Source organism: Flavobacterium sp. FlaQc-52 (genome assembly GCF_044007495.1).
GTDB classification, from domain to species: Bacteria; Bacteroidota; Bacteroidia; order Flavobacteriales; family Flavobacteriaceae; genus Flavobacterium; species Flavobacterium cupriresistens.
The window spans coordinates 39,729-54,406 of sequence record NZ_JBIPCV010000006.1 but is presented as its reverse complement, the minus strand read 5'-3'; the positions used below and the strand labels follow the sequence as shown (position 1 = coordinate 54,406).

Below are 14,678 nucleotides of genomic sequence, written 5' to 3'. Positions count from 1 at the left end.
AATTTATTTATGACACCCTTAAAAAGATTTTACAACTTACTCGCATTAGACAAAAAAGACATTGTACAAATTTTTTTCTATGCCATTTTCGCAGGACTTATCAGTTTGTCGCTGCCGTTAGGTATTCAAGCCATTATTAACTTTATACAATCGGGTCGCGTCAGTGCTTCGTGGATTGTTTTGATTCTTTTGGTAGTAGTTGGAGTTGCTCTGGTTGGAATTCTGTCTCTTATGCAGCTTAGAATCACCGAAAATTTACAGCAAAAAATATTTGTTCGCTCTTCTTTTGAATTTGCAACTCGTTTGCCTAAAATAAAATTTGAAGCGCTTTACGCCAACTATCCGCCCGAATTAGCGAATCGTTTTTTTGATACTTTAACCATTCAAAAAGGAACTTCAAAATTATTGATCGATTTCTCGGCTGCTTTATTACAAATTGCCTTCGGAATCATTCTGCTTTCGCTGTATCATCCGTTCTTTATCATATTTGGTATCTTACTGTTCTTTTTATTGTTTTTCATCTTTAAATTTTCGTACCGCACCGGTTTAGAAACAAGTTTGAAAGAATCAAAATTCAAATACAAAGTGGCCAGCTGGTTGCAGGAAATCGCGCGTAATAATTTTAGTTTCAGAAATGAATTGAACTATGAATATGCGTTACACAAAAATGACAACTTGGTCAATGATTATCTGACTTACAGAGAAAAGCATTTCAACATTATTAAAAGACAGTTCATACAATTAATCATTTTCAAAATATTAATAACAGCCAGTTTATTAATCATTGGTGGTTATCTCGTATTATCGCAAGAAATGAATATCGGTCAGTTTGTGGCAGCAGAGATTATCATTTTATTGGTGATCACTTCTGTTGAAAAAATTATAATTGGTCTGGAAACTTTTTACGACGTTTTGACTTCTGTTGAGAAAATCGGCCAGGTAACCGATATGGGACTTGAAGAAGACAGTAGTGGTTCTTACGACAACTGTTATACCAATATTAGTCTTGAAACTGAAAATCTGACTTTTAAATTTCCGGACACTAAACAAAATACGCTGCGCACCATCAGTCTGAAAATTGAGCAGGGCGAGCATATTTTTGTCGACGGAAAAAACGGTTCGGGAAAAACGACTCTGATTCGTATACTTTCAGGATTGTTACAACCTACTACCGGTTCGTTTTACATTAATGATGATACTTTCAAAAAAATTAATTTAAAACAATACCGCTCTCAGATTGGAAGTATCATTTATGGAGAAACCCTTTTTGAAGGCAGTATTTTAGACAATATTACGTTTAAAGATCCTTCCATTACACAGGAAGATTTAAAATGGGCGATCAATGGCGTACAGCTTACCAATTATATAAAATCGCTTCCGAAGAGTTTAGATACCTTGATTTTTCCGGAAGGAAAACAATTGTCGTCTTCAAATATTCAAAAAATATTACTGGCCAGAAGTATCATCCATAAACCAAAAGTACTTTTCTACGAAGACCCAACGGACACTATGGATGAAAATGTAGCCAACGAAATTATAGATTTCATTACTGCTAAAGAACATTCCTGGACGATCATCGTTTCGTCTAAAAACCCGTATTGGAAAACCAAAAGCAATCGTGTGATTACGATGCAGGACGGTAAAATAGTACAAGATTCTAAAAATTAAAAAGATGCTACATATTTCAGACAACACTAAATCGGATCAGTCTTTAGCGCGTTTCAAAACGATACAGACGCTAACGAATAAAAAGCACTATAAAATTTTAAACAAAATTATAATAGGCATTTCTATTTTGGGCTTTGGGCTTCTTTTTTTACCGTGGACTCAAAACATTTCGGGTACAGGAGCCGTAACCACTTTAAAGCCTAATCAACGTCCGCAATCGATACAAAGTGTGATTTCGGGAAGAATTGAGAAGTGGTATGTACAGGAAGGTGATTTTGTAAAAAAAGGAGATACTATTTTATACATTTCGGAGATCAAAGAAGATTATATGGACCCGAATTTGGTCAGCAACACCAAAAATCAGGTGGACGCCAAAAAACAAGCCGTGCAATCTTACGAATCTAAAGTAGCAAGTCTAAGCAATCAATTGAGAGCCATTGAATCTGAGAAAAAATTAAAGTTAGAACAGGGGCAAAATAAAATCAAACAAGCACGCTTAAAAATTAAAAGTGACAGTATTGATTTGATTGCCGTTAACACACAGCTCAAAATTGCCAATACGCAATACAACCGTTCTTTGCAATTAAACAAAGAAGGTTTAAAACCAATGACCGATGTTGAGGAAAAACGTTTAAAATTACAGGACGCCGAAGCCAAAATCATCAATCAGGAGAACAAATTATTGAGCAGCAAAAACGATTTCATCAACTCAAAAGTAGAGATCAATCGTATCATTGCGGAATATTCGGAGAAAGTAGCCAAATCTGAAAGTGATCAATTTACCGCCAAAAGCAGTCAATACGATGCATCTGCTCAGGTGAACAAACTTGAAAACCAATATGCCAATTATAGTATTCGTAACAATATGTACTATATCAGAGCAGCACAAAGCGGCTACATAAACAGGGCTTTGCAATCGGGAATTGGCGAAACGATAAAAGAAGGAACTGCCATTGCAACCATCATGCCTTCTGCTTATGATATTGCGGTAGAAACCTATGTTAACCCGGTTGATTTGCCTTTAATTCGCAAGGGAGAAAAAGTCAGAGTCTGGTTTGACGGATGGCCTACTATTGTCTTCTCGGGATGGCCAAATGCTTCGTATGGTACTTTTGGTGGTAAGATTGTAGCGGTCGAAAATTTCATCAGCGACAATGGAAAATACCGAATTTTAATTGCACCGGATCCGAACGAACCGAAATGGCCGGCACAATTGAGTATTGGTTCAGGAGCACAAACATTGGCCCTATTAGACACTGTTCCTATGTGGTTTGAAATATGGAGAACCTTAAACGGATTCCCTCCTAATTATTATAAAAAAGACGCAAAACCAACTAAAGAAAAGAAATAATGAAACGACTTTTCTATCTATTATTATTTTTTTCCATTGTCACAAATGGACAGGAAACCATCTCAAAAGAGCTGAGCTATAATGAGTTTTTGGGTTATGTGAAAAAATACCATCCATTGGTTAAAAATGCACAACTTGAACTTAATAAAGCCCAAGCGGAACTGATGATGGCACGCGGTAGTTTTGATCCGAAAATTGACGTTGACTATTCTAAAAAACAATTCAAAGACAAAGAATACTACTCGCTTTTAAACAGTAGCTTTAAAATTCCAACCTGGTATGGGGTTGAAATCAAAGCGGGTTTTGACAACAACGAAGGCTATTATCTGAATCCCGAAAACACCACTCCAAATCAAGGTTTGACTTCTTTAGGAATCAGCGTTCCATTGGGGCAAGGTTTGTGGATCAATAAAAGAATGGCGGATTTACGCAAAGCGAAAATGCAAATAGAATTAAGCAAATCTGAGGTAAAACTGGAGGCTATTACGGTTTTGTATGATGCATCATTGGCGTATTTTAACTGGAAAAAAAACTACGAAGAAGTAAAACTATACGAAAGCTACAGCACGAATGCCAAAAAACGAAACAGCGGAATTCAATCTTTGATTCAACAAGGAGACAAACCCGCCATCGATAGTGTTGAAGCAGGAATTGCCGTAAAAAACAGACTTTTGAGCTTAGAAGATTCGAGACTTAAACTGGCCAAAGCAAAACTGGAACTGTCTAATTACTTGTGGCTGGATAATGCTGTTCCAATGGAAATTTCAGACAGTTTAATTCCGGAAGCACAACTCGAAAACACCATTCAGGAAACTTTGCAAACTAATAATTTAACGACAGACGGTTTTTCGATTGAAAACCATCCAAAAATAAATGCTTTACAACGCAAAATTGACATTTTGAATGTAGAACGAAAATTGAATGCCAACGAACTACTTCCAAAAATAGACGTTGGGTATTCTTATTTGTCACAACCCAAATATTTTAACGATTTTCAAACGGATGATTATAAAATTGGTTTGGATTTTTCATTCCCTTTGTTTTTGAGAAAAGAACGCGGCAAATTAAAACTGACTAAATACAAAATTCAGGAAACGGAATATATTTTAGATGTAGAAAAAATGCAGCTTTCGAATAAAATTCAGGCGCAGAACACAGAAATCCTGTCTCTTTCTAAACAGCTAAAATTAATTAAAGACTTGTCAAAAGACAATCAGACCATGTTGCAGTCGGAAGAACGTTTGTTTTCATTTGGGGAAAGTTCTTTGTTTTTAATCAACACTCGCGAGAACAATTTGATCAGTGCACAACTGGCTCAGATCAATTTGGCGAATCGTTTTTACGTTTCTAACTCCGAACTTTTTAAAATTATGGCAAATCCAAATTAGATTATATTAAAAATTGTACTTTTGCGAACTGAAAATCCGAAATTATGATTATTGTAAAATCACGTGAAGAAATCGAATTAATGCGCGAAAGTGCTTTAATCGTATCTAAAACATTAGGAATGATTGCTTCTGAAATTAAAGAAGGAGTTACCACTTTATATCTTGACAAGTTAGCCGAAGAGTTCATTCGTGATCACGGTGCGACACCAAGTTTCTTAGGTTTATATGATTTCCCGAACTCGCTTTGTATGAGTCCGAATGCACAGGTTGTACACGGAATCCCTAATAATACGCCACTGAAAAACGGTGATGTTATTTCTGTAGATTGTGGTGCTTTTAAAAATGGATATCACGGAGATCACGCTTACAGTTTTGAAATTGGAGAAGTGGCTCCTGAGGTTAAAAAACTTCTGAGAATCACTAAAGAATCTCTTTATGTAGGGATCAGAGAATTTAAAGCCGGAAATCGCGTGGAAGATGTTGGAAATGCGATTCAAAAATATACAGAAGCTCATGGTTACGGTGTAGTTCGTGAATTGGTAGGTCATGGTTTAGGGCAAAAAATGCACGAAGAACCGGAAATGCCAAACTACGGAAAACGTGGTCGTGGAAAACTTTTTGTAGAAGGAATGGTGGTTGCCATCGAACCGATGATCAATCTGGGAACACGAAACATCAAACAACTAAAAGACGGCTGGACAATCCTTACTGCCGACGGAAAAGCAAGTGCCCACTTCGAGCACGACGTAGCTTTAATCGACGGCAAACCGGAAATCTTATCTACTTTCGCTTATATCTATAAAGCATTGGGCATTGAGAGTAATGAAGAAGATGAGTTTAGACAGGTGCCTTTAGTATTGTAGGTTTTGTTACACAGAGATTCACAAAGATATACGCCGAGATTCGCAAAAATTATTTTAAGCCTTTTTTAAATGGAATCTGAAAACTTAATTTCTCAGGATGAGCTGGATGCGATTACCTATAAAATTATAGGCTTGGCAATTGAAGTTCACAGACAATTAGGTCCCGGCTTATTAGAATCTGCTTATCAGGAATGTTTGTATTACGAGATTGTGAATTCTGGTTTAACGGTTGAAAAACAAAAAGCATTACCAATTCTCTATAAAGACATAAAACTAGATCATGGCTATAGGATTGATTTATTAGTTGAAAACAAAATTGTAATTGAATTAAAAACGGTCGAAGCTTTTACCGATGTTCATTTTGCACAGATACTAACTTATCTAAAACTAGGGAATTATCCATTAGGGTTACTTATTAATTTTAATTCGAAAATTTTAAAAAACAATATAAAAAGATTTATAAACACTTTGTGAAACTCCGTGTCTCCTTTGTGTATCTCTGCGAAATCATCCCATGAAGAAACTATTTAAACTAGTCCTAAATACTATTCCAAGACCTTTATTAATTCGTTTGAGTTATGTAGCACGTCCGATTTTAGCGCTTTCCTTGAAGGGAAGTAAGTACACTGATCCGATTGATGGGAGAAGTTTCAGGTCGTTTTTGCCTTACGGATATGGCAAACAACGTAACAATGTACTTTCGCCGAGTACGCTTTCATTAGAGAGACACCGCTTACTTTGGTTGTATTTAAACGATCAGACTGATTTTTTTACAGCACCGAAGAAAGTATTGCATTTTGCTCCGGAACAGGCTTTTTATAAGAGATTCCGCAAGCAAAAAAACCTTGATTATACTACAACTGATTTACTTTCGCCTTTGGCAGATGTAAAGGCAGATATTTGCAATTTACCTTTTAAAGACAACGAATATGATGTGATTTTATGCAATCACGTATTAGAACATATTCCGGACGATACCAAAGCGATGCAGGAATTATACCGTGTCTTAAAACCGGGCGGTATGGCCATTCTTCAGATTCCTCAGGATTTATCGAGAGCAGTTACTTTTGCAGATGATTCTATTACCGATCAAAAAGAACGTGCTAAAATATTCGGACAATACGATCACGTTCGTGTTTATGGTCGTGATTATTTTGATAAATTAAGAAGTATCGGCTTTATCGTAATCGAAGAAGACTATACAAATAAAATTGCTCCTGAATTGGTGGAAAAATATTGTTTGGCAAAAGGGGAAATTATTCCGCTTTGTTTCAAGCAGGACAACTAATTTTTTTAACCATATAAGTGATATAAGTTCATTTTAAAACTATATACTAATTTGAAAACAACCTTTCTATTTTCAAATTAGTATATAGTTTTCTACTTTTTAAATTCACGTAGCTTCCCAAATCAAACCAAACCCAATTCCCAATCTTGGAACTTTCAAAATCATTTCAGTTTTGTTTTGACATCAGTTTTGAAAAAAATCTGAATGCCTATATCCCAACCGCATATATCGTTGAGAACACCAATGACATTAAATATTTAGACAAAAAAGCAACGACAGGGGTCCTTGAAGGGTTTGGAATTGCCTTTGAAAATCTAAATCCCAATACAAAAAGGATACTGACGATCTGTGATTCTTTAAAGCCTGAATTTATGTTCAAGAAATTTAGCGCCAAAATCAAATCGGCTAAAACAATTGCTGATTTGCAAAAAGATTCCAAAATTGACTTTGCAATTCGGCAGCATTTAAAATTAAATTTAGGTTTTTTCTACAATTTGATTGTACAGGAACAGTTCCCGTTGTGTCATAACATAGGACCCGAAAAAGATTTTTACCGTTCCAGAGTGGCTACCGATGTACTTTCTTTTGAACCACAAATTCAATTTGACAAACATGCGGACGGAATCACCTATACCCTGTCTTTAAAAGAAAATCAAACTACATTTCTGCCCATGAACAATGAAGTTAGTATTCTTTTAGATGAACCGGGCTGGTTAATTATTGATAAAAAATTAGGGCAATTAAAAGACCTCAACACTAAGAAGCTACAGCCTTTTTTAAAGAAAAAAGCCATTGAAATACCTTCCAAACTAGTGGATGATTATTTTAAAAGTTTTATTCCTGAAATCGCCAAAAAAATAGACATTGAAGCCACCGGTTTTGAAATCGAACACCGTGATACAATTGTTTTCTGTACGATTCAGCCTGTTTATGATTTCTTTAAAAATTGTTATTACCTCAACCTTTATTTTGACTACAACGGATATTCATTTGACGCGGGCAAAACTAAAAAAACACATTCTTTTGTTGATTTCAGCATTGCCAACGAACCCAAGATAATTCAGTTTAAACGAAGTGCTGATGAGAGTTTGTACACAGACAAATTACTTGAAATTGGTTTACTAAAAATCAAAAACGAATTATTTGGATTGAATCCCAACGCAGAAGTTCCTGATCCCTACAGCAATATCCAATTTGTTATTGATCACAAAGAAGAGCTGGAAAGTCTGGGTTTTACAATTCAAAATTTGAGACTGGAAAGCAAAGAAATCTTTACGGAACAGCATGATATTTTGTTTTCGAAAGAGACAAAAGAAGATTGGTTTGACATCAAAATAACAATTACAATTGGAGCTTTTTCAATCAATTTCAGCGAAATTATTCCCAATATAAAAAGCAAAGAAAGGCTCTTTTTATTGCCTGACGACAGCTATTTTCTGATTCCTTTAGAATGGCTCAGCAAATACAGTTCACTAGCAAAATTAGCCAAAACAGAAAATGGAAATCTTCTTTTACGCAAAAGTAATTTTGCCGCTTTAAACGCGATTCCCGAAATAAAAAATGACGAAACTCCGGCCTATAAAGCTGAATATGTTTCCTCTGACTTATTAAAAGCCACTTTAAGACCGTATCAAGTTGATGGCGTAAAATGGCTATTAGGTCATTTTAATTCGAATTTAGGGGCTTGTCTGGCCGATGACATGGGACTTGGTAAGACTTTACAAACACTTGCCGTTCTCGTTGCCGTACAGGAACAGTTAGGCTTTACAACCAAAACCACCAATTTTGATTTGTTCCAAAATGAAACGGTTATCGAGAGAGAGCCTTTAAAAGCATTGATTGTTTTGCCTTCCTCTTTGGTTTTTAACTGGTACAATGAGGCCGGAAAGTTTACGCCACATTTTTCAAAAATGCAATATACCGGTAACGACAGAAAATTAGTCGCGAGCAGATTAGAAACCTCTGATTTGATTTTTACCAGTTACAGCATCATTCATCGTGATATTTCAATTTTAGAAAAATACAATTTCCGTTATTTGATTTTGGACGAAAGTCAATACATAAAAAATAAAAATTCTAAGATTTTCAAAGCCATTAATAAAATAAATACGGGGCATAAAATTGCTTTGAGTGGTACGCCAATCGAAAACTCGCTGGACGATTTATGGTCGCAAATGCAATTTATAAATCCGGATATTTTGGGCAGTTATACTTTTTTCGCAGAAAATTTTAAAATCCCGATTGAGAAAAAGCAGGACGAAAATAGTTTGTCGGAATTAAAAAATCTAATTCAGCCGTATATCTTAAGAAGAACCAAAGAGCAGGTTTTAAAAGACTTACCCGAATTATCCGAGCAGATTTATTATTGCAATATGGATCCTGAACAGGAAAAACTGTATGAAAAAGAAAAATCAAAAGCACGCAACTTTTTACTGAAAACAGACGGATCGGGTCCTGATAAAATTAGCATTATCAATACTTTGATGAAATTAAGACAGCTGAGCAATCACCCTAAAATGATCGATCAGGAATCGGAAATAGATTCAGGAAAATATATCGCGGTTACTAATTATCTAGAAAACTTAGTAAAAGGAAAACAAAAGACTATAATTTTCAGCTCGTTTGTTACCAATTTAAATTTTTACACTGACTGGTGTAAGGAAAACAAAATAGCGTTTTGTGAAATTACAGGTGAAACTCCTGCCCAAAAAAGAGAACAGCAGGTAAACCTCTTTCAGGAAAAGGAAACCCCTTTGTTGTTTTTTATCTCACTAAAAGCAGGTGGCGTTGGTCTGAATATTACCAAAGCTTCGTATGTTTTGTTCTTAGATCCATGGTGGAATCCTTTTGCGGAGAAACAAGGAGTGGGAAGAGCACACCGAATTGGACAAATGAACAAAGTAAATGTTATTCGGTTTATTTCAAAAAATACGGTAGAAGAAAAAATAATCAAACTGCAGGAGAACAAAAAACTGTTATCGGATTCTCTTTTAGAAGAAAGTTTTATCAGCGACGAACTCGAAGCTAATCTGGAATTTATTTTGAATTCTTAGCGAATTGTTTTTATAACCAATAAAATAGACTGCTTTTCGTTCTATAAAATTGTTATATTTACAATCTTACAACCTAATAAGATGCCAAAATTTTTATTTCAGTACCTTCTTTTGTTTTTTATTTTTACTTCGGCAACAGCGCAGGAAGTACAAACTGAAGTTGCACCACCTTACAATATAAAAACAGTTGCTTTTGTTCAAAATGGTACCAATGTTGTTCCAATATTTGAGTTGGGTTCTACCTTTGAATTTCAATTTGATGATTTATTTGGTAATGAAGCCAACTACTATTTTGACATTACACACTGCGATTACAACTGGAAACCGACAGATATCCCTAAAACGGATTACATTACAGGCTTTGATAATCAAAGAATTATGAATTACGCTAATTCTTTCAATACCCTACAGGTTTATTCGCATTATAAACTTCCATTCCCAAATCAATTTACCAATCAGCTGAGAATCTCAGGGAATTACATCCTGAAAATTCTCAACGAAGACAGAGAAGTTGTTTTTTCGAGAAAATTTATTTTGTACGAAGAACATTCTACCGTAGCAGCTCAGGTAAAGAGAAGCCGAAACCTCAGCAATATCGATTACAAACAGAATCTTGATTTTGCCATACTGTCAAACGATATTGTTTTTCAGACTCCTTTACAAAATGTAAAAGTACTTTTATTGCAAAATGGAGATTTTAGCACTGCTATTAAAAATATCGTCCCACAGTATACCCTCGGAAACCAACTGGTTTACAAATACGATAAAGAAACCCAATTCTGGGCTGGAAATGAATTTTTGTATTTTGAAAACAAAGACATCCGCGCCGCAAATAATAACGTAGGCAAGGTGGGTTCCAGCGGTGATATTTACAATTCTTATCTGTACACCAATCAGGCACGAGCCAATCAGATTTATACGTTGTATCAGGATGTAAACGGGAACTTTGTCGTGAAAAACATAAACGGCTCAAACAACGAAATTGAAGCTGATTATGCCTGGGTTTATTTTTCACTCTCCGCTCCTACTTTCAGATCGAATCAGGAGGATATTTATGTAACCGGAATGTTCAACAATTACAGTCTGACTCCCGAATACAAAATGGAGTACAATACAGATAAAGGCGTTTATGAAAAAGCGATCATGATCAAACAGGGTTTTACCAATTTTGAGTATAAAATTGCGGATAGAAAAGGAAATATTAATTATGAAAATGCGATTGACGGAAACTTCTACCAAACCGAAAACGACTACATTATTTTGGTCTATTACAAACAAAGTTCTGATCGATATGAGAGAGTAATTGGAAAAGGAAATGCTAACTCCATCAATATCACCAATTAAAAACATTGTTAAAGGATTTCAAACAAACGATTTTTTTTGTAAGTTTGCACGTATAACGCACACATATATACTACGTTAGTTATGGTTTCTCAGATTACACGAGGCATAAAAATATCTGTTTTAACTAGTTTTGAAGGAACTTACTTCAAGAACTATAAGATCCACTTTGCCTTTAGTTATGTAATTACAATCGAGAATCACAGTAAAGATTCTGTTCAGTTAACGTCTCGCCACTGGGAAATTTTCGATTCTCTTAATGACATTGAATTTGTTGACGGAGAAGGTGTTATTGGAAAAAAACCTGTTTTAAAACCCGGAGAAAATCACACCTATAGTTCGGGTTGTTTATTATCCTCTCCTTATGGAGCCATGAAAGGTTATTTTAACATGATTAATTTCACAACCACCAAAACATTCAAAGTAATTGTTCCTACTTTCAGAATGTGTGCTCCTTTTGCTTTAAACTAATTCTGAGTTAAAACTATATTTCTTATAGTTATCTTATTCATAAAATTATCAAATTATTAATTTATCCTTTGTACTTTTGTGCAGCGTTAGATTATTCGTAACAAATCAAATCCTCTAACCATTAAATTGTCTAATTATCTAATTTTAAATAACATGCTAAAAGGATTCTTTCATGTACCAAAAGCGGTAAACGAGCCGGTAAAAGGATACGCACCAAACTCACCAGAAAAAGCAGCTGTTCAGGCAGCTTACACTACCATGTGGAACTCAAAAATTGATGTTCCATTATATATTGGAAGTGAAGAAATTAAAACTGGAAACACTAAAACAATATCAGCTCCTCACGATCACAAACATATCGTAGGAACGTATCACTTAGCTGAAAAGCAACATATCGAAAAAGCAATTGCTAATGCACTTGAATCAAGAACAGCATGGGCTAACATGGCATGGGAACAACGTGCGGCTATTTTCTTAAAAGCAGCTGAACTTATTGCAGGACCCTACAGAGCGCGCATCAATGCAGCTACTATGATTGGTCAGTCTAAAAATATACACCAGGCAGAAATTGATGCTTCTTGTGAATTGATCGACTTTTTACGTTACAACGTAGAATTTATGACACAAATTTACAACGATCAACCAAAATCAGATTCTACAACCTGGAATCGTTTAGAGTACAGACCTCTTGAAGGTTTTGTTTACGCAATTACTCCTTTTAACTTTACTGCTATCGCTGCAAACCTTCCTGCAAGTGCTGCAATGATGGGTAACGTTGTTATCTGGAAACCAAGTGACAGTCAAGTATTCTCTACAAAAATCATTATTGAAGTATTCAAAGAAGCAGGAGTTCCTGATGGCGTTATCAACGTAGTTTTTGGAGATGCTTTAATGATTACTGATACTGTTTTAGCAAGTCGTGATTTTGCAGGAGTTCACTTTACAGGTTCAACTCATGTATTTAAAGACATTTGGGCTAAAATTGGAGCAAACATTCACCACTACAAAACATATCCAAGAATTGTTGGTGAAACAGGTGGTAAAGATTTTATCATTGCACACCCAAGCGCTAATGCAAAACAAGTTAGCACGGGAATTTCTCGTGGTGCTTTCGAATTTCAAGGGCAAAAATGTTCTGCAGCTTCAAGAGCTTATATCCCTCAAAGTTTATGGCCAACAGTAAAAGAGCAATTAATTGCTGATGTAAAATCAATGAAAATGGGCTCTCCGGAAGATTTCGGAAACTTTATTACTGCAGTTATCCACGAAGGTTCTTTTGATAAATTGGCGAGTTATATCGACCAGGCTAAAAAAGATGCTGATGCTGAAATCATCGTTGGAGGAAATTACGATAAATCTGTAGGGTACTTTATTGAGCCAACAGTTATTGTAACGACTAACCCAAAATACACTACAATGGAAACCGAATTATTCGGACCGGTAATGACAATTTACGTTTACGAAGATGCTAAATGGGAAGAAACTTTAGAATTGGTTGATACTACTTCTGAGTATGCTTTGACAGGAGCTGTATTTAGCCAGGATCGTTATGCTATTGAAGTAGCAACTACGAAATTGCAAAATGCTGCGGGTAACTTCTACATTAATGATAAACCAACAGGAGCTGTTGTAGGTATGCAACCGTTTGGTGGAGCAAGAGCATCAGGAACAAACGATAAAGCAGGTTCTGCATTAAACTTATTGCGTTGGGCTTCTCCTAGAACAATCAAAGAAACTTTTGTAACTCCGGAAGATTACAGATATCCATTTTTAGGATAATTTGCACCTTTCGTTTTAGAGCGACACTATCTATAGAAATCCGAATCTTACCTTTAAGATTCGGATTTTTTTTTGCCTCTTATTTTTAAATTTCGGGTAAAAATCAATCCTCCACAATAACAAACTCAATTCTTTTTTCACTTAAAACCCCTTATCTTAAATAAGTTATTTCTGACATTAAAACAACGGCGATTGTTGACTATTAATTCAAACTTTACAAATATTAATTGATTCTCATATTTACGGTTTTTCTTTTATCCTTTGAAGTAAGATTTATAACCACAACTCGCTTGGGTGTAATTAAAAAGTACTATTATCTAACATATGAAAACATAGATTGGGAATATAATATTGTGAGGGGTTTCAATAATATTCTATTTTTTTCGCATCGTCTACTCTGCTTTATTTAAGCTAAAACATTTTTAGACGATGTAAAACCGCAATCTATTTATCAAAAAACAATTACACCCAACGAGTTACTATAATCTTACAGTGTTTCTTTGAAAATGCGAAAAAATAAATTCTAAAAGACAGCACCTCATCTGTTTTGGATTCCTTAATAGAAACAAGGCACATTACAATGATTTATGGCTCAAACAACATTTAACAATATGAAATTAACTTTACCAAAATAAACATGAAAAATTTAACCAAACCACCAAAAGCAATCAAAAAATCGCATAGCATTGGTCACGCAATTGATTACAAATGGAATGATAAAATCCTATCAACCCTTTTAGACCCAAATGGTGAAAACGATCAACTTGACAAAACATTAAACAAAATTGGTCATAAAGCCTCTTTAGGCCTTACCGCATCATTATTAGAATGGGTGTATTGGCGCTTTAAAGAATACGATAAAATGTCTGATGAAATACACCACCGTATCGAGGCACTATGGTCTTCTATTGAAAATCCTAAAAACACTAAACCGTTAGATTTCGACACTGATCTGAGTTTTCCCGTATCCGGCTTCATAGATGGGCCAATTTGGGTGGCACTAATGAATGTAAGAATGATAGATGTGTTAAGCCGAAAAGGATCTTCTTTAATTCAAAGCGAAGTCATAGGACTGGTTTTAACAGTACGCCATCTTACACCAGAGAAAAAAAAATTTGATAAATGGCTAAAAAAAACACTCTCTAAACTCGCCAACCAATTTCCAAATCAGGATGAACAAATTGAATATTCAGAAGATGTTATTTATGATGCATCCTCAGAACCGGTAATTTGCCGCGAATTTTTCTTTTCGCGATCCTTTAAATACAATCCCGATTCTGCCAAAAAAGCATTAAATAATTTCATTTCGAATATCGACGCTACAAAAAATTCATTTTGCAACGTAAAAAAATCAGTTAACGTATTAAAATGATTTAGCACAACTATACTCTTAAAGTTGCCGGAAAGATAATTTGATTTTCTGAACAAAAATACTATTTCGATTATCAATAAAAACAGCAATGCTTGCATTAAACT

The 14,678-nt window shown here is 35.0% G+C and carries 11 protein-coding genes; all 11 read left to right on the top strand.

Features of this window, described 5'->3' with window-relative positions; genetic code table 11:
* Window positions 1-9 precede the first annotated feature (9 nt).
* Complete coding sequence (locus ACHRV5_RS12360; RefSeq protein WP_047778347.1) at window positions 10-1,668, top strand: peptidase domain-containing ABC transporter; 1,659 nt, start codon at window positions 10-12, stop codon at window positions 1,666-1,668.
* Between the two features lie 4 nt (window positions 1,669-1,672).
* Window positions 1,673-3,019 (top strand): HlyD family secretion protein, encoded by a 1,347-nt coding sequence (locus ACHRV5_RS12355; RefSeq protein ID WP_395426967.1) that lies wholly within the window; start codon window positions 1,673-1,675, stop codon window positions 3,017-3,019.
* Window positions 3,019-4,407 carry a TolC family protein gene (locus ACHRV5_RS12350; RefSeq protein WP_395426966.1) on the top strand — a complete coding sequence of 463 codons (1,389 nt, stop codon included), beginning with the start codon at window positions 3,019-3,021 and terminating at the stop codon, window positions 4,405-4,407. Before ACHRV5_RS12355 ends, ACHRV5_RS12350 begins: the two co-directional genes overlap by 1 nt.
* A gap of 44 nt (window positions 4,408-4,451) precedes the next feature.
* Complete coding sequence (gene map / locus ACHRV5_RS12345; protein ID WP_395426965.1) at window positions 4,452-5,270, top strand: type I methionyl aminopeptidase; 819 nt, start codon at window positions 4,452-4,454, stop codon at window positions 5,268-5,270.
* Between the two features lie 69 nt (window positions 5,271-5,339).
* Window positions 5,340-5,744, top strand: a complete 405-nt coding sequence (locus ACHRV5_RS12340; protein ID WP_395426964.1) for a GxxExxY protein — start codon at window positions 5,340-5,342, stop codon at window positions 5,742-5,744.
* 40 nt (window positions 5,745-5,784) lie between these two features.
* Window positions 5,785-6,558: a class I SAM-dependent methyltransferase gene (locus tag ACHRV5_RS12335; protein ID WP_047778417.1), complete on the top strand. Its 774-nt coding sequence runs from the start codon at window positions 5,785-5,787 to the stop codon at window positions 6,556-6,558.
* Between the two features lie 146 nt (window positions 6,559-6,704).
* Complete coding sequence (locus ACHRV5_RS12330; protein WP_395426963.1) at window positions 6,705-9,611, top strand: DEAD/DEAH box helicase; 2,907 nt, start codon at window positions 6,705-6,707, stop codon at window positions 9,609-9,611.
* A gap of 81 nt (window positions 9,612-9,692) precedes the next feature.
* Complete coding sequence (locus ACHRV5_RS12325; RefSeq protein ID WP_395426962.1) at window positions 9,693-10,955, top strand: DUF5103 domain-containing protein; 1,263 nt, start codon at window positions 9,693-9,695, stop codon at window positions 10,953-10,955.
* An 81-nt stretch (window positions 10,956-11,036) separates the two neighbouring features.
* The gene (apaG, locus tag ACHRV5_RS12320) at window positions 11,037-11,423 is read left to right on the top strand and encodes a Co2+/Mg2+ efflux protein ApaG (RefSeq protein ID WP_047778341.1); all 387 of its coding nucleotides are present in this window, start codon (window positions 11,037-11,039) and stop codon (window positions 11,421-11,423) included.
* Window positions 11,424-11,576: 153 nt separating this feature from the next.
* Complete coding sequence (gene pruA, locus ACHRV5_RS12315; RefSeq protein ID WP_395426960.1) at window positions 11,577-13,202, top strand: L-glutamate gamma-semialdehyde dehydrogenase; 1,626 nt, start codon at window positions 11,577-11,579, stop codon at window positions 13,200-13,202.
* A gap of 637 nt (window positions 13,203-13,839) precedes the next feature.
* On the top strand, window positions 13,840-14,574 hold the full coding sequence (locus tag ACHRV5_RS12310) for a hypothetical protein (protein WP_395426959.1): 735 nt from the start codon (window positions 13,840-13,842) through the stop codon (window positions 14,572-14,574).
* Window positions 14,575-14,678: the final 104 nt, after the last annotated feature.

Coding starts and splice junctions, on each gene's coding strand:
- pruA (WP_395426960.1), top strand. CDS start 11,577: ATGCTAAAAGGATTCTTTCATGTACCAAAAGCGGTAAACGAGCCGGTA.
- ACHRV5_RS12355 (WP_395426967.1), top strand. CDS start 1,673: ATGCTACATATTTCAGACAACACTAAATCGGATCAGTCTTTAGCGCGT.
- apaG (WP_047778341.1), top strand. CDS start 11,037: ATGGTTTCTCAGATTACACGAGGCATAAAAATATCTGTTTTAACTAGT.
- ACHRV5_RS12350 (WP_395426966.1), top strand. CDS start 3,019: ATGAAACGACTTTTCTATCTATTATTATTTTTTTCCATTGTCACAAAT.
- ACHRV5_RS12310 (WP_395426959.1), top strand. CDS start 13,840: ATGAAAAATTTAACCAAACCACCAAAAGCAATCAAAAAATCGCATAGC.
- map (WP_395426965.1), top strand. CDS start 4,452: ATGATTATTGTAAAATCACGTGAAGAAATCGAATTAATGCGCGAAAGT.
- ACHRV5_RS12335 (WP_047778417.1), top strand. CDS start 5,785: ATGAAGAAACTATTTAAACTAGTCCTAAATACTATTCCAAGACCTTTA.
- ACHRV5_RS12325 (WP_395426962.1), top strand. CDS start 9,693: ATGCCAAAATTTTTATTTCAGTACCTTCTTTTGTTTTTTATTTTTACT.
- ACHRV5_RS12340 (WP_395426964.1), top strand. CDS start 5,340: ATGGAATCTGAAAACTTAATTTCTCAGGATGAGCTGGATGCGATTACC.
- ACHRV5_RS12360 (WP_047778347.1), top strand. CDS start 10: ATGACACCCTTAAAAAGATTTTACAACTTACTCGCATTAGACAAAAAA.